The organism is Actinokineospora sp. HUAS TT18, from assembly GCF_051364635.1.
In the GTDB taxonomy this organism is placed as follows: Bacteria; Actinomycetota; Actinomycetes; order Mycobacteriales; family Pseudonocardiaceae; genus Actinokineospora.
The window spans coordinates 4,413,996-4,434,698 of record NZ_CP195645.1 but is presented as its reverse complement, the minus strand read 5'-3'; the positions used below and the strand labels follow the sequence as shown (position 1 = coordinate 4,434,698).

Annotated in this window: 33 protein-coding genes and 2 pseudogenes; 32 read left to right on the top strand and 3 right to left on the bottom strand. The window is 67.8% G+C overall.

The window, feature by feature from the left end; genetic code table 11:
* The first annotated feature begins 8 nt into the window (after nucleotides 1-8).
* The 18 genes from rplB (at nucleotide 9) to ACSHT8_RS19940 (ending at nucleotide 9,114) form a co-directional block, all read left to right on the top strand.
* Entirely contained in the window at nucleotides 9-845 is an 837-nt protein-coding gene (gene rplB / locus ACSHT8_RS20025) for a 50S ribosomal protein L2 (RefSeq protein ID WP_436492395.1), read from the top strand.
* Nucleotides 846-862: 17 nt separating this feature from the next.
* Complete coding sequence (gene rpsS, locus ACSHT8_RS20020) at nucleotides 863-1,144, top strand: 30S ribosomal protein S19 (protein ID WP_018682829.1); 282 nt, start codon at nucleotides 863-865, stop codon at nucleotides 1,142-1,144.
* 46 nt (nucleotides 1,145-1,190) lie between these two features.
* Nucleotides 1,191-1,604: a 50S ribosomal protein L22 gene (gene rplV, locus ACSHT8_RS20015; RefSeq protein ID WP_054052244.1), complete on the top strand. Its 414-nt coding sequence runs from the start codon at nucleotides 1,191-1,193 to the stop codon at nucleotides 1,602-1,604.
* Nucleotides 1,604-2,428, top strand: a complete 825-nt coding sequence (gene rpsC, locus ACSHT8_RS20010; RefSeq protein WP_436492394.1) for a 30S ribosomal protein S3 — start codon at nucleotides 1,604-1,606, stop codon at nucleotides 2,426-2,428. Before rplV ends, rpsC begins: the two co-directional genes overlap by 1 nt.
* Nucleotides 2,429-2,431: 3 nt before the next feature.
* The gene (gene rplP / locus ACSHT8_RS20005) at nucleotides 2,432-2,851 is read left to right on the top strand and encodes a 50S ribosomal protein L16 (RefSeq protein ID WP_436492393.1); all 420 of its coding nucleotides are present in this window, start codon (nucleotides 2,432-2,434) and stop codon (nucleotides 2,849-2,851) included.
* Complete coding sequence (gene rpmC / locus ACSHT8_RS20000) at nucleotides 2,851-3,090, top strand: 50S ribosomal protein L29 (protein WP_436492392.1); 240 nt, start codon at nucleotides 2,851-2,853, stop codon at nucleotides 3,088-3,090. The genes rplP and rpmC overlap by 1 nt, the downstream gene beginning before the upstream one ends.
* Entirely contained in the window at nucleotides 3,087-3,356 is a 270-nt protein-coding gene (gene rpsQ / locus ACSHT8_RS19995) for a 30S ribosomal protein S17 (RefSeq protein WP_436492391.1), read from the top strand. Before rpmC ends, rpsQ begins: the two co-directional genes overlap by 4 nt.
* 70 nt (nucleotides 3,357-3,426) lie before the next feature.
* Nucleotides 3,427-3,795, top strand: a complete 369-nt coding sequence (rplN, locus tag ACSHT8_RS19990) for a 50S ribosomal protein L14 (protein WP_018682823.1) — start codon at nucleotides 3,427-3,429, stop codon at nucleotides 3,793-3,795.
* Nucleotides 3,796-3,798: 3 nt separating this feature from the next.
* On the top strand, nucleotides 3,799-4,116 hold the full coding sequence (gene rplX / locus ACSHT8_RS19985) for a 50S ribosomal protein L24 (RefSeq protein WP_436492390.1): 318 nt from the start codon (nucleotides 3,799-3,801) through the stop codon (nucleotides 4,114-4,116).
* A 2-nt stretch (nucleotides 4,117-4,118) separates the two neighbouring features.
* Nucleotides 4,119-4,682: a 50S ribosomal protein L5 gene (gene rplE / locus ACSHT8_RS19980; protein WP_054052236.1), complete on the top strand. Its 564-nt coding sequence runs from the start codon at nucleotides 4,119-4,121 to the stop codon at nucleotides 4,680-4,682.
* Nucleotides 4,682-4,867, top strand: a complete 186-nt coding sequence (locus tag ACSHT8_RS19975; RefSeq protein ID WP_436492389.1) for a type Z 30S ribosomal protein S14 — start codon at nucleotides 4,682-4,684, stop codon at nucleotides 4,865-4,867. The genes rplE and ACSHT8_RS19975 overlap by 1 nt, the downstream gene beginning before the upstream one ends.
* A gap of 76 nt (nucleotides 4,868-4,943) precedes the next feature.
* Entirely contained in the window at nucleotides 4,944-5,342 is a 399-nt protein-coding gene (gene rpsH, locus ACSHT8_RS19970; protein ID WP_054052233.1) for a 30S ribosomal protein S8, read from the top strand.
* Nucleotides 5,343-5,360: 18 nt separating this feature from the next.
* Nucleotides 5,361-5,900: a 50S ribosomal protein L6 gene (gene rplF, locus ACSHT8_RS19965; RefSeq protein ID WP_436492388.1), complete on the top strand. Its 540-nt coding sequence runs from the start codon at nucleotides 5,361-5,363 to the stop codon at nucleotides 5,898-5,900.
* 1 nt (nucleotide 5,901) lies between these two features.
* Nucleotides 5,902-6,300, top strand: a complete 399-nt coding sequence (rplR, locus tag ACSHT8_RS19960) for a 50S ribosomal protein L18 (protein WP_436492387.1) — start codon at nucleotides 5,902-5,904, stop codon at nucleotides 6,298-6,300.
* Nucleotides 6,301-6,331: 31 nt separating this feature from the next.
* Nucleotides 6,332-7,000: a 30S ribosomal protein S5 gene (rpsE, locus tag ACSHT8_RS19955; protein WP_436492386.1), complete on the top strand. Its 669-nt coding sequence runs from the start codon at nucleotides 6,332-6,334 to the stop codon at nucleotides 6,998-7,000.
* 1 nt (nucleotide 7,001) lies between these two features.
* On the top strand, nucleotides 7,002-7,187 hold the full coding sequence (gene rpmD / locus ACSHT8_RS19950; protein WP_436492385.1) for a 50S ribosomal protein L30: 186 nt from the start codon (nucleotides 7,002-7,004) through the stop codon (nucleotides 7,185-7,187).
* Nucleotides 7,184-7,633 carry a 50S ribosomal protein L15 gene (rplO, locus tag ACSHT8_RS19945; protein WP_436502115.1) on the top strand — a complete coding sequence of 150 codons (450 nt, stop codon included), beginning with the start codon at nucleotides 7,184-7,186 and terminating at the stop codon, nucleotides 7,631-7,633. The genes rpmD and rplO overlap by 4 nt, the downstream gene beginning before the upstream one ends.
* A gap of 161 nt (nucleotides 7,634-7,794) precedes the next feature.
* Complete coding sequence (locus ACSHT8_RS19940; RefSeq protein ID WP_436492384.1) at nucleotides 7,795-9,114, top strand: 3-hydroxybutyrate oligomer hydrolase family protein; 1,320 nt, start codon at nucleotides 7,795-7,797, stop codon at nucleotides 9,112-9,114.
* Here the strand turns inward: ACSHT8_RS19940 and ACSHT8_RS19935 are convergent.
* Nucleotides 9,104-10,249, bottom strand: a complete 1,146-nt coding sequence (locus ACSHT8_RS19935; RefSeq protein WP_436492382.1) for an extracellular catalytic domain type 1 short-chain-length polyhydroxyalkanoate depolymerase — start codon at nucleotides 10,247-10,249, stop codon at nucleotides 9,104-9,106. The two genes, ACSHT8_RS19940 and ACSHT8_RS19935, sit on opposite strands and share 11 nt — an antisense overlap.
* A gap of 247 nt (nucleotides 10,250-10,496) precedes the next feature.
* Between ACSHT8_RS19935 and ACSHT8_RS19930 the strand changes: the two are divergent.
* Nucleotides 10,497-10,835, top strand: a pseudogene (locus tag ACSHT8_RS19930) (HD domain-containing protein); the annotation flags it as partial.
* On the opposite strand, the gene ACSHT8_RS19925 reads toward ACSHT8_RS19930, so the two are convergent.
* Together ACSHT8_RS19925 and ACSHT8_RS19920 are read right to left on the bottom strand one after the other, a co-directional pair.
* Entirely contained in the window at nucleotides 10,832-11,722 is an 891-nt protein-coding gene (locus ACSHT8_RS19925; RefSeq protein WP_436492381.1) for a GlxA family transcriptional regulator, read from the bottom strand. The pseudogene ACSHT8_RS19930 and the gene ACSHT8_RS19925 overlap by 4 nt on opposite strands.
* Nucleotides 11,719-12,282: an isochorismatase family protein gene (locus ACSHT8_RS19920; RefSeq protein ID WP_436492380.1), complete on the bottom strand. Its 564-nt coding sequence runs from the start codon at nucleotides 12,280-12,282 to the stop codon at nucleotides 11,719-11,721. The genes ACSHT8_RS19925 and ACSHT8_RS19920 overlap by 4 nt, the downstream gene beginning before the upstream one ends.
* A 96-nt stretch (nucleotides 12,283-12,378) precedes the next feature.
* Here ACSHT8_RS19920 and ACSHT8_RS19915 point away from each other — a divergent pair.
* From ACSHT8_RS19915 to ACSHT8_RS19855, 13 genes and pseudogenes are all read left to right on the top strand, one after another.
* A pseudogene (locus ACSHT8_RS19915) lies at nucleotides 12,379-12,586 on the top strand (sigma factor); the annotation flags it as partial.
* Nucleotides 12,587-12,675: 89 nt separating this feature from the next.
* Complete coding sequence (locus tag ACSHT8_RS19910) at nucleotides 12,676-13,137, top strand: GNAT family N-acetyltransferase (RefSeq protein ID WP_436492379.1); 462 nt, start codon at nucleotides 12,676-12,678, stop codon at nucleotides 13,135-13,137.
* The gene (locus ACSHT8_RS19905; RefSeq protein WP_436492377.1) at nucleotides 13,134-13,613 is read left to right on the top strand and encodes a GNAT family N-acetyltransferase; all 480 of its coding nucleotides are present in this window, start codon (nucleotides 13,134-13,136) and stop codon (nucleotides 13,611-13,613) included. Before ACSHT8_RS19910 ends, ACSHT8_RS19905 begins: the two co-directional genes overlap by 4 nt.
* A gap of 243 nt (nucleotides 13,614-13,856) precedes the next feature.
* Nucleotides 13,857-15,158 (top strand): preprotein translocase subunit SecY, encoded by a 1,302-nt coding sequence (gene secY, locus ACSHT8_RS19900; protein ID WP_436492376.1) that lies wholly within the window; start codon nucleotides 13,857-13,859, stop codon nucleotides 15,156-15,158.
* Entirely contained in the window at nucleotides 15,155-15,709 is a 555-nt protein-coding gene (locus ACSHT8_RS19895; protein WP_436492374.1) for an adenylate kinase, read from the top strand. Before secY ends, ACSHT8_RS19895 begins: the two co-directional genes overlap by 4 nt.
* Nucleotides 15,710-15,765: 56 nt before the next feature.
* Nucleotides 15,766-16,536, top strand: coding sequence for a type I methionyl aminopeptidase (map, locus tag ACSHT8_RS19890; RefSeq protein ID WP_436502114.1), 771 nt, complete (start codon nucleotides 15,766-15,768; stop codon nucleotides 16,534-16,536).
* 44 nt (nucleotides 16,537-16,580) lie between these two features.
* On the top strand, nucleotides 16,581-17,144 hold the full coding sequence (locus ACSHT8_RS19885; RefSeq protein WP_436502113.1) for a Uma2 family endonuclease: 564 nt from the start codon (nucleotides 16,581-16,583) through the stop codon (nucleotides 17,142-17,144).
* A gap of 174 nt (nucleotides 17,145-17,318) precedes the next feature.
* Entirely contained in the window at nucleotides 17,319-17,540 is a 222-nt protein-coding gene (infA, locus tag ACSHT8_RS19880) for a translation initiation factor IF-1 (protein WP_005166804.1), read from the top strand.
* An 83-nt stretch (nucleotides 17,541-17,623) separates the two neighbouring features.
* Complete coding sequence (gene rpmJ, locus ACSHT8_RS19875) at nucleotides 17,624-17,737, top strand: 50S ribosomal protein L36 (RefSeq protein WP_018682809.1); 114 nt, start codon at nucleotides 17,624-17,626, stop codon at nucleotides 17,735-17,737.
* Between the two features lie 178 nt (nucleotides 17,738-17,915).
* Entirely contained in the window at nucleotides 17,916-18,296 is a 381-nt protein-coding gene (rpsM, locus tag ACSHT8_RS19870) for a 30S ribosomal protein S13 (protein WP_436492373.1), read from the top strand.
* A gap of 194 nt (nucleotides 18,297-18,490) precedes the next feature.
* A complete protein-coding gene (rpsK, locus tag ACSHT8_RS19865; protein ID WP_091454169.1) occupies nucleotides 18,491-18,898 on the top strand; it encodes a 30S ribosomal protein S11 in 408 nt (135 codons plus the stop codon).
* Nucleotides 18,899-18,921: 23 nt separating this feature from the next.
* Nucleotides 18,922-19,527, top strand: coding sequence for a 30S ribosomal protein S4 (gene rpsD, locus ACSHT8_RS19860; RefSeq protein ID WP_436492372.1), 606 nt, complete (start codon nucleotides 18,922-18,924; stop codon nucleotides 19,525-19,527).
* A gap of 91 nt (nucleotides 19,528-19,618) precedes the next feature.
* Nucleotides 19,619-20,668 carry a DNA-directed RNA polymerase subunit alpha gene (locus ACSHT8_RS19855; protein WP_436492370.1) on the top strand — a complete coding sequence of 350 codons (1,050 nt, stop codon included), beginning with the start codon at nucleotides 19,619-19,621 and terminating at the stop codon, nucleotides 20,666-20,668.
* The last annotated feature ends 35 nt before the right edge of the window (nucleotides 20,669-20,703 follow it).

The window sequence follows — 20,703 nt, the reverse complement described above, 5'->3', positions numbered from 1 at the left end:
GACGAATCATGGGCATCCGCAAATACAAGCCGACCACCCCGGGCCGTCGTGGCTCCAGCGTGTCGGACTTCGCCGAGATCACCCGGTCGACGCCGGAGAAGTCGCTGCTGCGTCCGTTGAGCGGCAGTGGCGGTCGTAACGCGCACGGCAAGATCACCACCCGGCACAAGGGTGGCGGTCACAAGCGCGCGTACCGCCTCATCGACTTCCGCCGCAACGACAAGGACGGCGTGCCGGCCAAGGTCGCTCACATCGAGTACGACCCCAACCGCACCGCCCGTATCGCGCTGCTGCACTACGCCGACGGCGAGAAGCGCTACATCATCGCGCCGAACAAGCTGCAGCAGGGCGACCCGATCGAGAACGGCCCCCGCGCCGACATCAAGCCGGGCAACAACCTGCCGCTGCGCAACATCCCCGTCGGCACCGTGATCCACGCGATCGAGCTCCGCCCCGGCGGCGGCGCGAAGATCGCCCGGTCCGCCGGTGCGAGCGTCCAGCTCGTCGCCAAGGACGGCCCCTACGCCCAGCTGCGTATGCCGTCCGGCGAGATCCGCAACGTCGACGTGCGCTGCCGCGCGACTGTCGGCGAGGTGGGCAACTCGGAGCACGCCAACATCAACTGGGGCAAGGCTGGCCGTATGCGGTGGAAGGGCAAGCGCCCGACCGTCCGTGGTGTCGCCATGAACCCGGTCGACCACCCGCACGGTGGTGGTGAGGGCAAGACCTCCGGTGGTCGCCACCCGGTCAACCCCGCGGGTAAGCCTGAGGGCCGCACCCGTCGCCGCAAGCCGAGCGACAAGCTGATCGTCCGCCGCCGCCGCACCGGCAAGAACAAGCGCTGAGCAGGGAGGTAGAAGCAATGCCACGCAGCCTGAAGAAGGGCCCGTTCGTGGACGACCACCTGCTCAAGAAGGTGGACGCTCTCAACGAGTCCGGCAAGAAGACCGTGATCAAGACCTGGTCGCGTCGCTCCACGATCATCCCCGACATGCTGGGGCACACGATCGCGGTGCACGACGGCCGCAAGCACGTCCCGGTGTTCGTCTCCGAGGCCATGGTGGGTCACAAGCTGGGCGAGTTCGCCCCGACCCGCACGTTCAAGGGCCACATCAAGGACGACCGCAAGGCCCGTCGCCGCTAGTCGGCACGAACTAACAGAGCAGACAGAGAGAGCAAGGGAAGCAGCGATGAACGCCCGTAACGAAGCTCCGGCGCAGGAGGAATACCCCCGCGCCGTTGCTCGGGCTCGCTACGTTCGCGACACGCCCATGAAGGTGCGCCGCGTCGTCGAGCTCATCAGGGGACGTAGCGCCAGCGAGGCCCTGGCCGTGCTCCAGTTCGCGCCGCAGGCGGCTAGTGAGCCGGTCGCGAAGGTGCTCGCCAGTGCCATTGCCAACGCCGAGAACAACCTCAACCTCGACCCGGACACCCTGTGGGTGTCGACGGTGTACGTGGACGAGGGCCCGACGTTGAAGCGGTTCCGTCCGCGCGCCCAGGGGCGTGCCTACCGGATCCGCAAGCGCACGAGCCACATCACGGTCGAGGTCGAGTCCCGGCCGAAGCCCGCAGCCAAGGCTGCCAAGAAGGGTGGTGCCCGCTAATGGGGCAGAAGATCAACCCACACGGCTTCCGGCTTGGGATCACCACCGACTGGCGGTCCCGTTGGTACGCCGACAAGCAGTACGCGGAGTACGTGGCGGAGGACGTCAAGATCCGCCGCCTGCTGTCCAAGGGCATGGAGCGCGCCGGCATCTCCCGTGTGGAGATCGAGCGCACCCGTGACCGGGTCCGCGTCGACATCCACACCGCCCGGCCGGGCATCGTCATCGGCCGCCGCGGCGCGGAGGCCGACCGCATCCGCGGCGAGCTGGAGAAGCTGACCAAGAAGCAGGTCCAGCTGAACATCCTCGAGGTGAAGAACCCCGAGGCCGACGCCCAGCTCGTGGCCCAGGTGACCGCCGAGCAGCTGTCCAACCGCGTGTCGTTCCGGCGCGCGATGCGCAAGGCCATCCAGTCGGCCATGCGCTCGCCGCAGGTCAAGGGCATCCGCGTGCAGTGCGGTGGCCGTCTCGGCGGCGCCGAGATGTCCCGCTCGGAGCACTACCGCGAGGGTCGCGTCCCGCTGCACACGCTGCGCGCGGACATCGACTACGGCTTCTTCGAGGCCCGCACCACCTTCGGCCGCATCGGCGTCAAGGTGTGGATCTACAAGGGTGAGGTCGTCGGCGGCCGCCGCGAGCACGAGGCCCGCTCGGCAGCCCCCGCGGCTGACCGTCGCGAGCCGCGTCGTGAGCGTCCGAACCGCGCGCGTCGCTCCGGTGCCTCCGGCACCACCGCTACCAGCACCGAAGCGGGGCGCGCCGCCGCTGAGGCACAGACGAAGGTCGAAGCTCCGGCTGAGACTGCAAGCAACGGGGAGAGCTGAGCAATGCTTATCCCGCGCAGGGTCAAGCACCGCAAGCAGCACCACCCCAAGCGGGCGGGGGCTGCCAAGGGCGGCACGCGCGTCACGTTCGGCGAGTACGGCATCCAGGCTCTGGAGCCCGCGTACGTGACCAACCGGCAGATCGAGTCCGCTCGTATCGCCATCAACCGGCACATCCGCCGTGGTGGCAAGGTGTGGATCAACATCTTCCCGGACCGTCCGCTCACGAAGAAGCCCGCCGAGACCCGCATGGGTTCCGGTAAGGGTTCGCCCGAGTACTGGGTGGCCAACGTCAAGCCGGGTCGCGTCATGTTCGAGATGAGCTTCCCGAACGAGACCGTGGCGCGTGAGGCACTGCGCCGCGCGATCCACAAGCTTCCGATGAAGTGCCGCATCGTCACGCGTGAAGGTGGTGACTTCTGATGGCAGCGGGTACCACCGCGGCAGATCTGCGCGAGCTCAACGAAGAGGAGCTGGTGCTGCGTCTGCGTGAGGCGAAGGAAGAGCTCTTCAACCTTCGTTTCCAGATGGCCACCGGGCAGCTCGACAACAACCGTCGGCTGCGCACGGTCAAGCACGACATCGCCCGGATCTACACCGTCATGCGCGAGCGTGAGCTGGGCCTTTCCACAGCTCCCGAGACCGGTGAAGGTGCCGCATGAGCGAGAACACTGAAGTTCGCAACAACCGCAAGGTCCGCGAGGGCCTGGTCGTGTCCGAGAAGATGGACAAGACCATCGTCGTGGCCCTGGAAGACCGCAAGAAGCACCCGCGGTACTCCAAGGTCCTGCGGTCGACGACCAAGGTGAAGGTCCACGACGAGGGCAACACCGCGGGCGTCGGCGACCGGGTCCAGATCATGGAGACCCGTCCGCTGTCGGCCACGAAGCGCTGGCGGCTGGTCGAGATCCTCGAGAAGGCCAAGTAACTAAGCAATCCAGTCAGACCGAGCCTGTCAGGTCGGAAATCTGGCAGGCCAAGAATGGTCAGGAGTTGAAGTGATCCAGCAGGAGTCGCGACTGCGTGTCGCCGACAACACCGGTGCGAAGGAAATCCTTTGCATCCGTGTTCTCGGTGGCTCCGGTCGCCGCTACGCGGGCATCGGCGACATCATCGTCGCCACGGTCAAGGACGCGATCCCCGGCGCCGGTGTGAAGAAGGGTGACGTCGTCAAGGCCGTCATCGTCCGCACCGTCAAGGAGCGTCGCCGTCCGGACGGCTCGTACATCCGGTTCGACGAGAACGCCGCCGTCCTCATCAAGAACGAGGGCGAGCCGCGCGGGACCCGCATCTTCGGCCCGGTGGGCCGCGAGCTGCGCGACAAGAAGTTCATGAAGATCATCTCGCTCGCGCCGGAGGTGCTCTAACTCATGAAGATCAAGAAGGGCGACACGGTCGTCGTCATCGCCGGTAAGGACAAGGGCGCGAAGGGCAAGGTCATCCAGGCCTACCCCGACCGCGACAAGGTCCTCGTCGAAGGCGTGAACCGCGTCAAGAAGCACACTCGTATCTCCCAGACCCAGCGTGGTGCGCAGTCCGGTGGCATCGTCACCCAGGAAGCGCCCATCCACATCTCCAACGTGATGCTGGTGTCGGAGGGCAAGGCCGTGCGCGTCGGCTACAAGTTCGACGACGAAGGCCGCAAGGCCCGGATCGCTCGCGGCAAGGGCAACGGGAAGGAGATCTGATCATGACTACCACTGAGAAGATCATCCCGCGGTTGAAGACCCGCTACCGCGAAGAGATCACGGTCGCCCTGCGCGACGAGTACAAGTACGCCAACGTCATGCAGATCCCGGGCGTGGTGAAGGTCGTCGTCAACATGGGTGTCGGCGACGCCGCCCGTGACGGCAAGCTGATCGAGGGCGCGGTCCGCGACCTGGCCACGATCACCGGCCAGAAGCCCGAGGTCCGCAAGGCCCGCAAGTCCATCGCGCAGTTCAAGCTGCGCGAGGGCATGCCGATCGGCGCGCGGGTCACCCTGCGCGGCGACCGCATGTGGGAGTTCCTCGACCGTCTGCTGACGATCGCGCTGCCGCGTATCCGCGACTTCCGCGGCCTGTCGGGCAAGCAGTTCGACGGCAACGGCAACTACACGTTCGGTCTCAACGAGCAGTCGATGTTCCACGAGATCGACCCCGACTCGATCGACCGCCAGCGCGGCATGGACATCACCATCGTCACCACCGCGATCAACGACGAGGAAGGCCGCGCGCTGCTTAAGCACCTGGGCTTCCCGTTCAAGGAGAACTGATGGCCAAGAAGGCTCTTGTCCACAAGGCTTCCAAGAAGCCGAAGTTCGCGGTGCGCGCCTACACCCGGTGCAACCGGTGCGGCCGTCCGCACTCGGTGTTCCGCAAGTTCGGCCTCTGCCGGATCTGCCTGCGCCAGATGGCTCACCGCGGTGAGCTGCCGGGCGTCAGCAAGTCCAGCTGGTAAGTCGAACACCCCAAGTTTTTCCCCAGTTCGCCGCAGGCCCGCAGGGAACCACGGCGAGAAAGGTTGACAGGTCACCATGACGATGACCGACCCGATCGCAGACTTCTTGACTCGTCTGCGCAATGCCAACTCGGCATACCACGACGAGGTCGTGCTGCCGCACTCGAAGCTCAAGGCGCACATCGCCGAGATCCTTCAGCGTGAGGGCTACATCGCGGGCTTCCGCGACGAAGACGGCGAGAAGGGCAAGAACCTTGTCGTCGAGCTGAAGTACGGCCCGAACCGCGAGCGCAGCATCGCCGGTCTGCGCCGGGTTTCCAAGCCCGGTCTGCGGGTGTACGCGAAGTCGACCAACCTGCCGAAGGTGCTCGGCGGCCTGGGCGTGGCGATCATCTCCACGTCCGGTGGCCTGCTGACCGACCGTCAGGCCAACAAGCAGGGCGTGGGCGGAGAAGTCCTCGCCTACGTCTGGTAGGGGAAGGGGGAGCAACTTATGTCTCGCATCGGAAGGCTTCCGATCCCCGTCCCGGCTGGGGTCGACATCAACATCGACGGCCAGAACGTCAGTGTGAAGGGCCCCAAGGGCACCCTGGCGATCACCGTCTCCGAGCCGATCACCGTGGAGCGCGCCGAGGACGGCACGCTGGCGGTCACGCGGCCCAACGACGAGCGGCAGAACCGTGCGCTGCACGGCCTGACCCGTTCGCTGGTCAACAACCTCGTGGTCGGCGTGACCGACGGCTACGAGAAGAAGATGGAGATCCACGGCGTCGGCTACCGCGTCCAGGCCAAGGGCTCGGACCTGGAGTTCGCGCTGGGCTTCAGCCACCCGGTCAAGGTGACCGCCCCCGAGGGCATCACCTTCGCGGTGGAGAGCCCGACCAAGTTCTCCGTGTCGGGTATCAACAAGCAGCAGGTCGGTGAGGTCGCCGCCAACATCCGCAAGCTGCGCAAGCCCGACCCGTACAAGGGCAAGGGCGTCCGGTACTCGGGCGAGAAGATCCGCCGCAAGGTCGGAAAGACGGGTAAGTGACATGAGCGAAGCGACTACGAAGCGCAAGCCGGTGGGCACCGACATCTCGACTGCCCGCCGCGTCGCCAAGACCCGCAGGCACTTCCGGCTCCGCAAGAAGATCAGCGGCACCCCGGAGCGTCCCCGTCTGGTCGTGCACCGGTCCTCGCGGCACATCGCCGTGCAGATCGTCGACGACCTCGCGGGCCACACCCTCGCGGCGGCCTCCTCGATCGAGGCGGACGTGCGCGCGGTGGAGGGCGACAAGAAGGCTCACTCGGCCAAGGTCGGCGAGCTGATCGCGGCCCGCGCCAAGGACGCCGGGATCACCACTGTGGTCTTCGACCGCGGCGGCAACAAGTACACCGGCCGCATCGCGGCGCTGGCCGACGCGGCCCGCGGCGCGGGGCTGGAGTTCTGATCATGAAGATCTATAAGGGAAGGAACGCCTGATGCCGGGACGTACGCGGCAGTTCGGCGGCCAGGGCGGACCTGGCGGCCAGGGCGGCGGTCAGGGCGGGGAACGCGGCGAGCGCCGCGACCGCCGGGACCGGCGTGATGGCGACCGCCGGGGCGGGGCCGCCCAGGAGAAGACCCCGCACCTCGAGCGGGTCGTGGCGATCAACCGTGTCGCCAAGGTCGTGAAGGGTGGTCGTCGCTTCAGCTTCACCGCCCTGGTCGTCGTCGGTGACGGCGACGGCATGGTCGGTGTCGGCTACGGCAAGGCCAAGGAGGTGCCCGCCGCGATCGCGAAGGGTGTGGAGGAAGCCAAGAAGAACTTCTTCCGCGTCCCGCGCATCGGTGGCACCATCCCCCACCCCATCCAGGGTGAGAAGGCCGCAGGCGTCGTGCTGCTCCGTCCGGCCAGCGCCGGTACCGGTGTCATCGCCGGTGGTCCGGTGCGCGCCGTGCTGGAGTGCGCCGGTGTCCACGACGTGCTGTCGAAGTCGCTCGGCTCCGACAACGCGATCAACATCGTGCACGCCACCGTGGCGGCCCTGAAGGGTCTGCAGCGTCCGGAAGAGGTCGCGGCCCGTCGTGGCCTGCCCCTCGAGGACGTCGCTCCCGCGGGCATGCTCCGCGCTCGTGCGGCCGCCGCGGCCGCGGGGACGGGGGCCTGACATGGCACAGCTCAAGGTGACCCAGGTCAAGAGCAGCATCGGCGAGAAGCACGCGGCCCGCGAGTCCCTGCGGACTCTCGGTCTCCGCAAGATCCGCCAGTCGACGGTGCGCGACGACAGCCCTGAGGTGCGCGGCCTGATCCACCGTGTCCGCCACCTCGTCAACGTCGAGGAGGTCGACAACTGATGGCTATCAAGATCCACCACCTGCGTCCGGCCCCCGGCGCCAAGTCCGACAAGATCCGCGTCGGTCGTGGTGAGGGCTCGAAGGGCAAGACCGCTGGTCGCGGTACGAAGGGCACCAAGGCGCGCAAGAACGTTCCCGCGCGCTTCGAGGGTGGCCAGATGCCGATCCAGATGCGGCTCCCGAAGCTCAAGGGCTTCAAGAACCGCTTCCGGGTCGAGTACCAGGTCGTCAACGTCGGCGACGTCGCCGTGGCGTTCCCCGACGGCGGCACGGTCGGCATCGCCGACCTGGTCGCGGCCGGGCTGGTCCGCAAGAACACCCTGGTCAAGGTCCTCGGCAACGGCGACCTGAACGGCGTCAAGCTCGACGTCACCGCTGACAAGTTCTCGTCCTCCGCGGTCGAGAAGCTGAACGCGGCTGGCGGCTCGGCGAGCGCGCTGGTCTGATCTAGCTCCACAACGATGGCCGGACACGTCTGACGTGTCCGGCCATCGTGCTGTTTGTGGGCACTACATCGCGCTGGTGAGGTGTGTGGCCGCGCGTCATGTCGGCGGGCCGGGTTGATCCCTAGGTTGACCTCCTGTCCCCGATGACGTGGAGGTTGCCCGTGCTGACCCGAATCGCGTTGACCGTGCTCGGCTTGGTGGCCGTGTCGGTCACGCCCGCCACCGCCGCGGCTGACCAGTGCGCGGGTGACCGGCTGCGGGTGCCCGGTGCCGCCCGGCAGGTCGCGGCGTGCCTCGACGACGTGACCACGAACGGGACGGTGGCCTCCGGGCACACCGTGGCCGGTGACTGGGCGGGCCTGACTTCGGCGGGCCTGCCGCGGTCGGCGTCGGTGCCGGGAATCCAGGTCGACGGGCACTTCCCGGACACGTCGACGTCGAACACCCACCACGGCTGGAACAGCGACGCCCAGTTCGTGTTGCGGCTGCCGGACCGCTGGAACGGCGGCCTGGTCGTGTCGGGTTCGCCGGGCAACCGCCGCCAGTACGCGAACGACCGCGCCATCGCCGATCGGGTGCTCGCCGCGGGCTACGCCTTCGCCGCCACCGACAAGGGCAACACCGGCCTCGACTTCCACCTCGACGGCCATCGCCCCGGCGACGCGGTCGCCGAGTGGAACACGCGGGTTACGCAGCTGACGATCGCGGCGAAGGTCGTTGTCGCCCAACGCTATGGGCGGCTCCCCGCGCGGACGCTGATGGCGGGGATCTCCAACGGCGGCTACCTGGTCCGATGGCAGCTGGAGAACCGACCGTGGCTGTACGACGGCGGTGTCGACTGGGAGGGCACGCTGTGGACCAAGGACGGCCCCAACCTGCTGACGACCCTGCCCACCGCGCTGCGGAGCTACCCCGCCGGTGACACCGCCACGATGCACGGCGCCGGGTTCGCGCCGGGTTCGGAGTTCCTGTGGGACCTGCACTACCGGGTCTACTGGGACCTGACCCAGCGGCTGTACCGCTCGGAGTTCGACCCCGAGTTCGACGGCTCGCTGGTGGCAGGCGTCCCGTTCTGCGCGAGCGGAACCCCCAACTGCGACACGGACTACGACTACGCGTCGCGCCCTCGCGCGGTGCACGCGGCGGTCGGGCGGATCGGTCTGACGGGCCGCATCGGCAAGCCGCTGATCACGCTCCACGGCACCCTCGACACCCTGCTGCCGATGGCCCACTCCGACGCGTACGCCGACATGATCGCCGCGAAGGGCCGTGGTGACCTGCACCGGTACTACCGGGTGGTGGACGGCAACCATGTCGACGGCTTCGCCGATGCCTTCCCGGGCAAGCTGCGTCCCCTCGCGCCGTGCTTCCACACCGCCGTGGACGCCATGGCGGGCTGGCTCGACGGCCACGGCGTGCCGCCATCGGCGACTGTCCCGCGCGCGGCCGACGAGGCAGGCACCTGCGCACTCAGCAGCTAGCGATGACGTAGTACCCGGTCGGGGCTTCCTTCAGGGTGGTGCGGGTGAAGGTGTTGTAGAGGCCCATGTTCTGGTTGGACCCGTTCGCGTAGGTGTACCCGCCGGAGGTGTGCGCCCGACCCGCGGCGACGTGGCCGTAGTTGTGGTCGGTGTGGCACACCCCGGCGGGCGTCGTCGTGGTCGGGGGCGCCGCGGTGACGATGCCCCAGAACCGCGCGATGTGGTGGGCGGCGCAGATGTTCACGTCGAGGACGTAGGCCGCGGCGGTGCCGCACTGGGGCGGGCCTGCGCCGGGGTCGACCGGCTGGCCGTGGTTCATCCCGGTGATGTCATAGGTCTCGACGACGGACCCGTAGACCCTGTGCGGATAGCCGCCGACGGTGTCGCTGACGTCGGGGATCTGGTCGGTGCCGTTGACGTTGGTCCACTGGTCGACGAGCTCGGCGCGGTTGACGGGCCGCACGGTGGTGTCCGCGGTTCCGTGCCAGATCGACACCTTCGGTTTCGGACCGTTGAACGCCGCCCTCACCTTGTCGCCCCACTGCGCCGGGGTCAGCTCGGCCCCCGGATTCATACAGCTGAACGCGGCGGCGACGGTCGTGGCGCAGCGATAGGGAATCCCGGCGACGATGCCGCCGCCCGCGAACACGTCTGGGTAGGTGGCGAGCATGACCGCCGTCATGGCGCCGCCCGCGGAGAGCCCCGAGACGTAAACGGCGGACGACCCGAAGTCGGTCTTCATCCGGTCGACCATCTGCTTGATCGACAACGCCTCACCCGATCCGCGCGCGGTGTCACCGGGCTCGAACCAGTTGAAACAGGAGTTGGCATTGTTGGCGGACTTCTGCTGCGGCAACGCGAGCGCGAATCCGTGCGCGTCGGCGAGCCTCGTCCACCCGCTGTTGGTCCCATAACCTGCCGCATCCTGCGTACAACCGTGGAGGACGACGACGAGGGGTTTGCCAGCTGGGAGTCCGGTGGGGACATAGCGGAACATGCGCAGGTCACCTGGGTTGGACCCGAACCCGGTGACTTCTTGGATCGCGGCGGCTCTCGCGGGCCTTTCGGCGGTGACCATCGCGATCACCAGCCCGAGAACCACCACGAACACGGCAAACCAACGACGCTGGCGCATAGCCTGACCTCCACAATGAGGCGAGTGATCCGGATCACCTCATGCTGGCGCCGTGGCCGATCCACGAACATGTCCGCGCCCGCCACTTCTCACTCGGCGAGTGTGTGACTGTCGTCGACGGTCCGCGGAAGACTTGCTCTATTACGCAGTGCGCATCGCGCGCGACTAGGAGGACACGTGCCCGATCAGCCTGCCGCGCTCGCGCCTTCGGCTACGAACTCGGTGTGCTCAAGCGCATTCGCCGCTCCGGACCGGGGATCTCCCGCACACAGCGGACGCCTACCTGACCAAACCCGAACCCCGCCAGATCACCGAGGACCAGACCGCGAAGCTGCCCGACCGATCCCGCGAACTCATCCGCACCGCGGTGGACGAGTACGAATCCAAGGAAACCGCCGAAGCCCTCTGCGCCAAGGACGCTGACAAGCTGGAGATGCTTCTCCAGGCGGTCGAGTACCGCGACACCGGCGTCCAGCGGGTCGACGGCTGGATCGACTCGGCTCGCAGAGGTTTGCGGACCGAGACCGCCAGGAATGTCGCCGAGGCCGCGCTCGCACTGTCGCCGCTGGCCTGGCGGGAGCGCTAAGCGCGGGATCGCAGCCTGCGGAGCATTCGGGCGTCCTCGAAGCCGACCGCCCGGGCCGCCGATTCCACAGTGGCCCCGGTGCCGATCAGGTGCTCGGCCCGTTCCAGCCGCAGCGTCTGCTGGTACCGCAGCGGCGTCATCCCCGTGGCCCGCGAGAACAGCCGAGTCACCGTCCGCTCGCTGCACCGTCCCGCCCGCGCCAGTTCCGCCAACGGCAGCGGCTCGGTCAACCGGGTCTCGATGACGTCCTGGATCCGGTGCACCGTGTCGTTCACGTGCGACCGGTGGCGCAGCAGCGCGCTCGACTGGCCCTCGTCGCCGTTGCGGCGGGCGTAGACGACCATCGTGCGGGCGATGCGGGCCGCGACCGATGGGCCGTGCCACGTCGCGACGAGGTGGAGGGCCAGGTCGATGCCGCTGGCGATCCCGGCCGACGTCACGATGCGGCCGTCGGTGACGTACAGGACGTCCCGCACGACCGTCGCCAACGGGTACCGGTGCGCCAGCTCGTCCTGCAGGTCGTGGTGGGTGGTGCACCGGCGTCCGTCCAGCAGACCGGCGCGGCCCAGGGCGTCGGCGCCCGCGCAGACCGACGCGACCGTGCCCCGGTGGCCGCGCAGCCAGTCGAGGGTCGAGCCGCTGAGGGTGCCGAGGCCCAAGCCGGTCCGCCAGCCGGGGACGAACACCACGTCGTCGTCAGCCAGTGGCGGCAACTCCACGGACGCCTGCAACACGGGACCCTGCGTGGAGGGCACCTGGTCGACCTCGCCCAGGTACACCAGGTCATACGGGTACCCCAGGTCCCGCGCGCTGGAGAACACCTGGGCGGGGCCCGCGAGGTCGAGCAGGTGCACACCGGGCACCAGCAGGAACAGGACTCGGGTCACGATCCGGTCAGGCTACTCCCGGTCAGCTCGCCGACCGTGGCGATCGAGGCGAACCGGCCCGCCAGCGCGCACTCGGTGCGCTCGATGATGTCGGAGGTGGACATGACCGCCCCGGTGCGCCAGTGCTTCAGCGGCATCGTGGCGGTCGCGTCGGTCACGAAGGTGACGCCGAAGCCCAGGTCGGAGCCGACGCGGGCGGTGGTCTCGCAGCACTGCTCGGTCCGGATGCCGCTGATCAGCACATCCCGCACCCCGCGCACCGTGAGTGTCTGCTGGAGGTTGGTCGTGGTGAACGCGTTGTGGGCGGTCTTGGTCAGCATCGGCTCCCCTTCGCGGGGTTCCAGGCCGTCGAGCAGCCGGACGTGCCCGCTCGCCGGGTCGAACGGCCCGCCGCTGCCCGGCTCGCTGTGCAGGACCCACACGACCAGGTCGTTCTCCGCCCGCGCGAGGTCGACCAGGCGGTTGACCTGGCCGACGATGTCGGGGTTGGACACCTCGGCCCAGTCGGGGCGGGTGCGGAAGGACTCTTGGACGTCGATGACGATCAGCGCTTTGGTCACGTCCCCGACTCTGCCCAGCCGGGACCGCGGGCGGTAGGCACGTCCAAGCCCCGATGCGGACCGATCCGGTCACGCGCCTAGGAACACCGGCCCCACCTGCGCGCGGTGGGCCTACCGGATGCTCGGCTCCCTCAGCGAGGCCGACGACGCCGTCCAGGAGACCTGGCTGCGCCTCAACCGGGCCGACACCGCCGACGTCGACAACCTCGTGGGCTGGCTGACCACCGTCGTCGCCCGGATCTGCCTCAACGTCCTGCGCACCCCGCGCGACCCCGTTCGGCGAGCACGACCCGTTCCTCGGCCGCGACGGCGACGGCCACCCCGAGCGGGAGGCGGTGCCTGCCGGGTGAATGTGGTTTGGTCCCCGCCACCCGTCGGGGCCAGACTTCTCTGATGATCGTTCGACTGATCCCGCTCGACGAGGCGGGCACCGAAGCCCTCCTCGCCGTGGCGGTCGCGCAGGCCGAGCCCGCGGAGGTCATGCCGCGAGTCGAGGGCGAGGAGGGCTGGACCGACGCCGCGAAGTCGGCCTTCCGCGAGTTCTACCGGGCGCACGCGTCCGCGATGTACGTGATCGACGTGCGCGGCGAGACCGCCGGGATGATCCGGCTGACGCCCACCGGCCCGGGCACCGCCGAGACCGGGATGTGGCTGGGCCGGGCGATGCGCAGCAAGGGCGTCGGCGTCGACGCCCTGCGCACGCTGCTGGCGATCGCCGCCGACGCCGGGATCGACGCCGTCCACGCGGAGACCACCCCGGACAACACCGCCGCCATCCACGCGCTGGCCCGCTGCGGCGCGGTGCTTACGACCACCCCGACCGCCGTCACCGGCGAGCTGCGGACCGCGCGGTGACCGTCGAGGCCGGGACCACCCGACTCGGCCCGCCCGACGCGGGCGAGCTGCTCACCCTCCAGCTCGCCGCCTGGGTGCGCGAGGGCCGGACCGCGGGCACCATCGAGATCCCGCCGCTGCAGGAGGGCCTCGCCGACGTCGAAGCCGCGCTCGCCGACCCGGCCGTCACCACCTGGGGCTACCGAGGCCCGACCGGCAGGCTCCTGGCCACCGTGCGCACGTCCATGATCGATGAACGGACCGCGTTCGTCGGGAGACTCGGCGTCGTGCCCGACCTCATCCGGCAGGGGATCGGTGGGGCGATGCTGCGGCTGGCCGAGTCCCGGCTGACCGGGGTGTCGCGCATCGAGCTCGTCACCGGTATTCACAGCTTGGACAACCACGCCTTCTACGCCCGCCACGGCTACAAGATCGTGTCGGCGGACGAGGCCGAGGGCACCGTGCGACTGGCCAAGAACGTTCACTTGATCGAGTGAACGGCTGGGATGTTAGCTTCGTCACCCCGCCTGAGCCAGTTGTGTGGCAGGTTTGGCCACCCCACGGGTGATAGTCGCGCCTGTCGTGCTGTTAAAGTCGTGGGCACGCTTCGGGGTACCTGTCCTCGAAGCGCTCCTGGCTTGCCAGCACCTGGTGAGCTGGGACATGTTCCCTGCCGGCGACCAGCCGGTTAAGCCGTTCACCGGCACTGAGCTGCCGGTGACGCCGATGGAGGTTCTTGCGTGCTCAGCGCCTTCCGCTCGGCTCTCGCGACGCCGGACCTGCGCCGCAAGATCCTTTTCACCCTCGGCATCATCGCCGTCTACCGGGTCGGCGCGGCACTCCCGTCTCCGGGTGTGTCCTACCCGAACGTGAAGAAGTGCATCGAAGGCGTCCAGTCCGAGGGCATCTTCCAACTGCTGAACCTGTTCAGCGGTGGCGCTCTTCTGCAGCTGTCGGTGTTCGCGCTGGGGATCATGCCCTACATCACCGCGAGCATCATCATCCAGCTGTTGACCGTGGTCATCCCCCGATTCGAGCAGTTGAAGAAGGAGGGGCAGGCCGGTCAGGGCAAGCTCACGCAGTACACCCGCTACCTGACCATCGCCCTCGCCGTCCTGCAGGCGACCGGCATCGTGGCCATGGCCAACGGCGACCAGCTGTTCGGCAACTGCCCCGATGACGTGATCCCCAACGGCAGCACCTTCACGCTGATCGTCATCGTCACCACCATGACCGCGGGCACCGCCGTCATCATGTGGTTCGGCGAGCTGATCACCGAGCGCGGCATCGGCAACGGCATGTCGCTGCTGATGTTCGTCAACATCGCCGCCCGCATCCCGTTCGAGGGCAAGAACATCCTCGACAACAAGGGTGGCCTGACCTTCGCGATCGTCTGCCTCTTCGGCCTGCTGATCATCGCCAGCGTCGTGTTCGTCGAGCAGGGCCAGCGTCGCATCCCGGTGCAGTACGCCAAGCGCATGATCGGGCGCCGCATGTACGGCGGCACCTCGACCTACCTGCCGCTCAAGGTCAACCAGGCGGGCGTCATCCCGGTCATCTTCGCCTCGTCGCTGCTGTACCTGCCGGACCTCATCAGCAGGCTCGTCGGCCAGGACGACTCGTGGTGGCAGCGGTTCATCAGCACCCAGCTGACCGACCAGTCCAGCTGGGTCCACATCTCGGTGTACTTCGCGCTGATCATCTTCTTCACGTACTTCTACATCACGATCACGTTCAACGTGACCGAGCGCGCTGACGAGATGAAGAAGTACGGCGGCTTCATCCCGGGCATCCGCCCCGGCCGCTCGACGTCGGACTACCTGAGCTTCGTGCTGAGCCGGATCACCCTGCCCGGCTCGCTCTACCTCGGCATCATCGCCGTGCTCCCGAACTTCTTCCTCGACCTGACCGGTACGGGCCAGAACCAGAACTTCCCGTTCGGCGGCACCGCGGTGCTGATCATGGTCGGCGTCGGGCTCGACACGGTGAAGCAGATCGAGAGCCAGCTCATGCAGCGCAACTACGAAGGGTTCCTCAAGTGACACGTGTTGTTCTCGTTGGACCGCCCGGAGCGGGCAAAGGAACCCAGGCGACCGCACTGAGCCAGAAGCTCGGCGTACCGCACATCTCCACGGGTGACCTGTTCCGGGCGCACATCGCGAACAACACCGAGCTGGGCCAGCAGGTCAAGGCGATCCTTGACTCTGGCGGGCTCGTGTCCGATGACGTGACCAACCAGATGGTGCGCGAGCGCCTCGCCGAGGAGGACGCCCGCGACGGCTTCCTGCTCGACGGATTCCCGCGCAACGTCGGCCAGGCCGACGTGCTCGGCAGCATCCTCGCCGAGTCCGACGCCAAGATCGACGCGGTGATCGAGTTCCGGGTCGAGGAGGACGTCGTGGTCGAGCGCCTGCTCGCCCGCGGCCGCGCCGACGACAACGAGGACGTCATCCGGCACCGCCAGCGGCTGTACCGCTCGGAGACCGCCCCGCTGCTCGACTACTACGCCGACGTGCTGATCACCGTCGACGCGGTCGGCGAGGTCGAGGAGATCACCAGCCGCGTGCTGGACTCGCTGCGCGCCCGGACGTGAGCGGCGGTGGCGTGCTCGGCGGCCTGCGCATGGCCATGCAGACCTGGAAGTCACGGATGATCGAGATCAAGACGCCGGGCGAGCTGGACGCCATGCGGGCCGCGGGCCTGGTCGTGGCGAAGGCCCTGGCCGCGGTGTCCGCCGCGGCCAAGGCCGGGGTCAGCACCGGCGAGCTGGACGAACTGGCCGAGCAGACGATCCGCGACGCCGGGGCCGTGCCGTCCTTCAAGGGCTACCACGGCTTCCCGGCCAGCATCTGCGCGTCGGTGAACGAGCAGATCGTCCACGGCATCCCCCGCAAGTCCCAGATCCTCGCCGACGGCGACCTGATCTCCGTCGACTGCGGCGCCATCCTCGACGACTGGCACGGCGACTCGGCCGTCACCCTGTTCGTGGGCTCCATCCGCGACGAGGACCAGGCCCTGTCCGACGCCACCCGCGCGTCGATGCTCGCGGGCATCCAGGCCATCCGCCCCGGCAACCGCCTCACCGACATCTCCCACGCCGTGGAGACCTCGGTGCACGAGTCGGAGCGCGCCCACGGCCGCACCTACGGCATCGTCCGCGAGTACGGCGGCCACGGCATCGGCAGCTCCATGCACATGGACCCGTTCCTGCCGAACTACGGCAAGCCCGGCAAGGGCCCCCGCCTGCGCGTCGGCATGGCCATCGCCATCGAGCCCATGCTGACCCTGGGCACCGAGGAGACGGTGGAGCTGGAGGACGGCTGGACCGTCGTCACCGCCGACGGCACCCGAGCCGCCCACTGGGAACACACCGTCGCCGTAACCGACGACGGTCCGTGGGTCCTCACCGCGCCGGAGTAGTGCGATACTGGCTGTGACGAGTCGAGGAGGTGGTCCGGTTGGCCGTGGTCGCCGAGTTCCAGCACCCGATCGGCCCGCATACGGTTGAACAGTGGCGGGCCATCGATCCTCCTGATGACGGTAGCCGCATCGAGTTGATCTGGGGTTACTACCACGTGTCACCAGCACCCGGCGGGCCACATCAGTTCGCCACCGGTGCGATCTACCGCGCGCTTTGGACCGCCGTGGATGACGCCGGACGCTCTGAAGACCTCTTTCCGATCCAGGCGGTGGGGGTTGAGATCACAACGGCGTTACGGACAGCGCTGATCCCCGACGTCGTCGTGCTCAACACTCGGCCGGTCGCGACAACTTTCTCGGCCGATGCCGTGGAACTCGCGGTCGAAGTCTGGTCGCCGGGGAACACGTCCCACGAGCGGGAGACGAAGGTCGCGGCGTACGCCTCGGCCGGAGTGCCCTTCCTTTGGCTGGTCGAGCCCAATCGCCAGAGGTTGTCCGCCTTCAAGCTGGTCGGGGGCGTCTACCGGGATATCGCCGTGAACGGTGACCCGGCCCTCCTGCCCGGTCCGGTCCCGGTCAAAGTCGACCTCCGCGACCTGTTCATCTGACCCCGACCAGGGCAGCAAGACCCCGATTTGGGCGCGATGTGACCGGCGCGTACACTTGACCGCTGGCGCTATTCGAGTGCCAGTTTCGCCGTGCGTGTCACCCGTCCGTGTAGTAGTCGCTGACGTGTGCCGTGTCCGGCAGAACAATCGACACTGTCACGAAACGCGGAGGACATGGGCAAGAAGGACGGGGCCATCGAGGTCGAAGGCCGCGTGGTCGAGCCACTCCCCAACGCGATGTTCCGCGTCGAGTTGGAGAACGGCCACAAGGTCCTGGCACACATCAGCGGCAAGATGCGGCAGCACTACATCCGCATCCTGCCCGAGGACCGGGTCGTCGTAGAGCTTTCGCCCTACGACCTGTCCCGCGGCCGCATCGTCTACCGCTACAAGTGACCCCCCAGTCGCTCTGACTGGGAAGCCACTACTGGTGCTCCCGGACAGTCGGGGGCACGCGGCCGAAGCAGGAGAAAGCAGACGTGAAGGTCAACCCGAGCGTCAAGAAGATCTGCGACAAGTGCAAGGTGATCCGCCGTCACGGCCGGGTCATGGTGATCTGCGAGAACCTGCGCCACAAGCAGCGCCAGGGCTGAGCAGCCACCAGTCGCCGGATCTACGACGACCAGCTACACAGACGAACTTCCCGAACCTGCCGGGTCACATGGACCCGGTTCACGCCCGGACTTCAGGCCGGGTCTTGGGACCATCGAGTCGGTCCCAGGGCGGTAGGGGAGCAGACCTGAAGACGAAACTAGAGGAGAAACCGCCGACATGGCACGACTCGCCGGCGTAGACCTCCCCCGCGAGAAGCGGATGGAGATCGCGCTGACCTACATCTTCGGGATCGGCCGCACGCGCTCCAAGGAGCTGCTTGCCGCCACCGAGATCAGCCCCGACCTGCGTGTGAAGGACCTCTCCGACGAGGACCTGACCAAGCTTCGGGAATTCATCGAAGAGAACTACAAGGTCGAGGGTGACCTGCGCCGCGAGGTTCAGGCCGACATCCGCCGGAAGATCGAGATCGGCTGCTACGAGGGCCTGCGGTGGCGCCGCGGTCTGCCAGTCCGCGGTCAGCGGACCAAGACCAACGCCCGCACCCGCAAGGGTCCGAAGAAGACGGTCGCCGGCAAGAAGAAGGCCGGAAAGAAGTGAGCAAGAGCTGCGAGACCGTGGTCGCCGTTGTTCCCCAGCGGCGACGGAACAGGGCGTTCGTCGCCCTCGCTGTCGCGCCCAAGTGCGCCCGCCCGGCGGCACTGCGCGATCTCTACACGGATGCCGGATCTCGTATCCGGGAAGCAGCTCCAGTCATCACCACCTCGCGCACCAGCTAGGAGAAACCCGAAGACATGCCACCGAAGTCTCGTACCGGCGCCGGAGTCAAGAAGGTCCGGCGCAAGGAAAAGAAGAACGTCTCCCATGGGCACGCCCACATCAAGAGCACGTTCAACAACACCATCGTCTCCATCACCGACCCGACCGGTGCCGTGATCGCGTGGGCCTCCTCCGGCCACGTCGGCTTCAAGGGTTCGCGTAAGTCGACGCCGTTCGCCGCGCAGATGGCCGCCGAGAACGCGGCCCGCAAGGCAGCCGAGCACGGCATGAAGAAGGTCGACGTTTTCGTCAAGGGCCCCGGCTCCGGCCGGGAGACCGCGATCCGCTCGCTGCAGGCGGCGGGCCTCGAGGTCGGCACCATCCAGGACGTGACCCCGCAGCCTCACAACGGCTGCCGCCCGCCCAAGCGGCGCCGGGTCTGAGGAACGGGGAGGAGTAACAAGAAATGGCACGCTACACCGGGCCCGCGACCCGTATCTCGCGTCGACTGAAGGTCGACCTCGTCGGTGGCGACCAGGCCTTCGAGCGCCGTCCGTACCCGCCCGGCCAGCACGGCCGCGGTCGGGTCAAGGAGAGCGAATACCTGCTGCAGCTCCAGGAGAAGCAGAAGGCCCGCTACACCTACGGCATCCTCGAGCGCCAGTTCCGCAAGTACTACGAGGAGGCGGCTCGCCGCGAGGGCAAGACCGGTGAGGTCCTGCTCCAGCTGCTCGAGACCCGTCTGGACAACGTGATCTACCGTGCGGGCCTCGCCCGCACGCGCCGTCAGGCTCGCCAGCTCGTGAGCCACGCTCACTTCCTGGTGAACGGCAAGAAGGTGAACATCCCCAGCTACCAGGTGTCGAAGTTCGACATCATCGACGTCAAGCCGAAGTCGCTGGGCACCCTGCCGTTCGTGGCCGCCAAGGAGTCCTACGGCGACCGGCCGATCCCGGGCTGGCTGCAGGTCGTGCAGTCCAACCTGCGGATCCTGGTCCACCAGACCCCTGAGCGCGCGCAGATCGACGTTCCGGTCACCGAGCAGCTCATCGTCGAGTACTACTCGAAGTAAGTCGTTTCGGGGCGGTGTCGCCGATCGACACCGCCCCGCCATTTCGGTTGGCGTCAAATAGCGGGCGCCCTCGGGAAGGAAGAACCAAGAAGTGCTCATCTCACAGCGACCCACCCTGGCCGAGGAGCCGGTCAACGAGACCCGCTCCCGGTTCGTCATCGAGCCCCTCGAGCCCGGCTTCGGCTACACGCTCGGCAACTCGATCCGGCGCACGCTGCTGTCCTCGATCCCCGGCGCCTCGGTGACCAGCATCCGCATCGACGGTGTGCTGCACGAGTTCACCACCGTGCCGGGCGTCAAGGAGGACGTCACCGACGTCATCCTCAACCTCAAGGAGCTCGTTGTCTCCTCCGAGGAGGATGAGCCGGTGACGATGTACCTGCGCAAGCAGGGCCCCGGTGAGGTCACCGCTGGGGACATCGTGCCCCCGGCCGGTGTCACGGTGCACAACCCCGACCTGCACATCGCCACCCTGAACGGCAAGGGCAAGCTGGAGATCGAGCTCGTCGTCGAGCGCGGTCGCGGCTACGTCCCGGCCGTGCAGAACAAGCAGGCGGGCGCGGAGATCGGCCGGATCCCGGTCGACTCCATCTACTCGCCGGTCCTCAAGGTGACCTACAAGGTCGAGGCCACCCGTGTCGAGCAGCGGACCGACTTCGACAAGCTGGTCCTCGACGTCGAGACCAAGCCGTCGATCACCCCGCGCGACGCCGTGGCGTCCGCTGGCAAGACGCTGGTCGAGCTGTTCGGTCTCGCGCGCGAGCTGAACGTCGACGCCGAGGGCATCGAGATCGGCCCGTCGCCGCAGGAGGCAGACACCATCGCCGCCTACGCGATGCCGATCGAGGACCTCGACCTCACGGTGCGTTCTTACAACTGCCTCAAGCGCGAGGGCATCCACACCGTGGGTGAACTGGTTTCGCGCAGCGAGGCGGACCTGCTGGACATCCGCAACTTCGGTGCGAAGTCGATCGACGAGGTCAAGATGAAGCTCGTCGGCCTCGGTCTCGCGCTCAAGGACAGCCCCCCCGGGTTCGACCCGACGGCTGCCGCGGCGGACTACGCCTCCGACGGCTGGTCGGACAGCGCGGACACCGGCAACGACGACGGCCAGGACTACGCAGAGACGGAGCAGCTCTGAGCTAGTCCACTTCGGACTGCCTGAGCAGCGGATTT

Excerpts from the sequence above, each read along its gene's own strand:
- rpmD (WP_436492385.1), top strand. The coding sequence starts at position 7,002 with ATGGCACAGCTCAAGGTGACCCAGGTCAAGAGCAGCATCGGCGAGAAG.
- rpsM (WP_436492373.1), top strand. The coding sequence starts at position 17,916 with ATGGCACGACTCGCCGGCGTAGACCTCCCCCGCGAGAAGCGGATGGAG.
- rpsE (WP_436492386.1), top strand. The coding sequence starts at position 6,332 with ATGCCGGGACGTACGCGGCAGTTCGGCGGCCAGGGCGGACCTGGCGGC.
- rplX (WP_436492390.1), top strand. The coding sequence starts at position 3,799 with ATGAAGATCAAGAAGGGCGACACGGTCGTCGTCATCGCCGGTAAGGAC.
- infA (WP_005166804.1), top strand. The coding sequence starts at position 17,319 with ATGGGCAAGAAGGACGGGGCCATCGAGGTCGAAGGCCGCGTGGTCGAG.
- ACSHT8_RS19975 (WP_436492389.1), top strand. The coding sequence starts at position 4,682 with ATGGCCAAGAAGGCTCTTGTCCACAAGGCTTCCAAGAAGCCGAAGTTC.
- rpsD (WP_436492372.1), top strand. The coding sequence starts at position 18,922 with ATGGCACGCTACACCGGGCCCGCGACCCGTATCTCGCGTCGACTGAAG.
- rplV (WP_054052244.1), top strand. The coding sequence starts at position 1,191 with ATGAACGCCCGTAACGAAGCTCCGGCGCAGGAGGAATACCCCCGCGCC.
- rpsC (WP_436492394.1), top strand. The coding sequence starts at position 1,604 with ATGGGGCAGAAGATCAACCCACACGGCTTCCGGCTTGGGATCACCACC.
- rplE (WP_054052236.1), top strand. The coding sequence starts at position 4,119 with ATGACTACCACTGAGAAGATCATCCCGCGGTTGAAGACCCGCTACCGC.
- rpsH (WP_054052233.1), top strand. The coding sequence starts at position 4,944 with ATGACGATGACCGACCCGATCGCAGACTTCTTGACTCGTCTGCGCAAT.
- rplB (WP_436492395.1), top strand. The coding sequence starts at position 9 with ATGGGCATCCGCAAATACAAGCCGACCACCCCGGGCCGTCGTGGCTCC.
- rpsQ (WP_436492391.1), top strand. The coding sequence starts at position 3,087 with ATGAGCGAGAACACTGAAGTTCGCAACAACCGCAAGGTCCGCGAGGGC.
- ACSHT8_RS19910 (WP_436492379.1), top strand. The coding sequence starts at position 12,676 with ATGATCGTTCGACTGATCCCGCTCGACGAGGCGGGCACCGAAGCCCTC.
- rpsK (WP_091454169.1), top strand. The coding sequence starts at position 18,491 with ATGCCACCGAAGTCTCGTACCGGCGCCGGAGTCAAGAAGGTCCGGCGC.
- map (WP_436502114.1), top strand. The coding sequence starts at position 15,766 with ATGATCGAGATCAAGACGCCGGGCGAGCTGGACGCCATGCGGGCCGCG.
- rplP (WP_436492393.1), top strand. The coding sequence starts at position 2,432 with ATGCTTATCCCGCGCAGGGTCAAGCACCGCAAGCAGCACCACCCCAAG.
- rpsS (WP_018682829.1), top strand. The coding sequence starts at position 863 with ATGCCACGCAGCCTGAAGAAGGGCCCGTTCGTGGACGACCACCTGCTC.
- rplF (WP_436492388.1), top strand. The coding sequence starts at position 5,361 with ATGTCTCGCATCGGAAGGCTTCCGATCCCCGTCCCGGCTGGGGTCGAC.
- rpmC (WP_436492392.1), top strand. The coding sequence starts at position 2,851 with ATGGCAGCGGGTACCACCGCGGCAGATCTGCGCGAGCTCAACGAAGAG.
- ACSHT8_RS19935 (WP_436492382.1), bottom strand. The coding sequence starts at position 10,249 with ATGCGCCAGCGTCGTTGGTTTGCCGTGTTCGTGGTGGTTCTCGGGCTG.
- rplR (WP_436492387.1), top strand. The coding sequence starts at position 5,902 with ATGAGCGAAGCGACTACGAAGCGCAAGCCGGTGGGCACCGACATCTCG.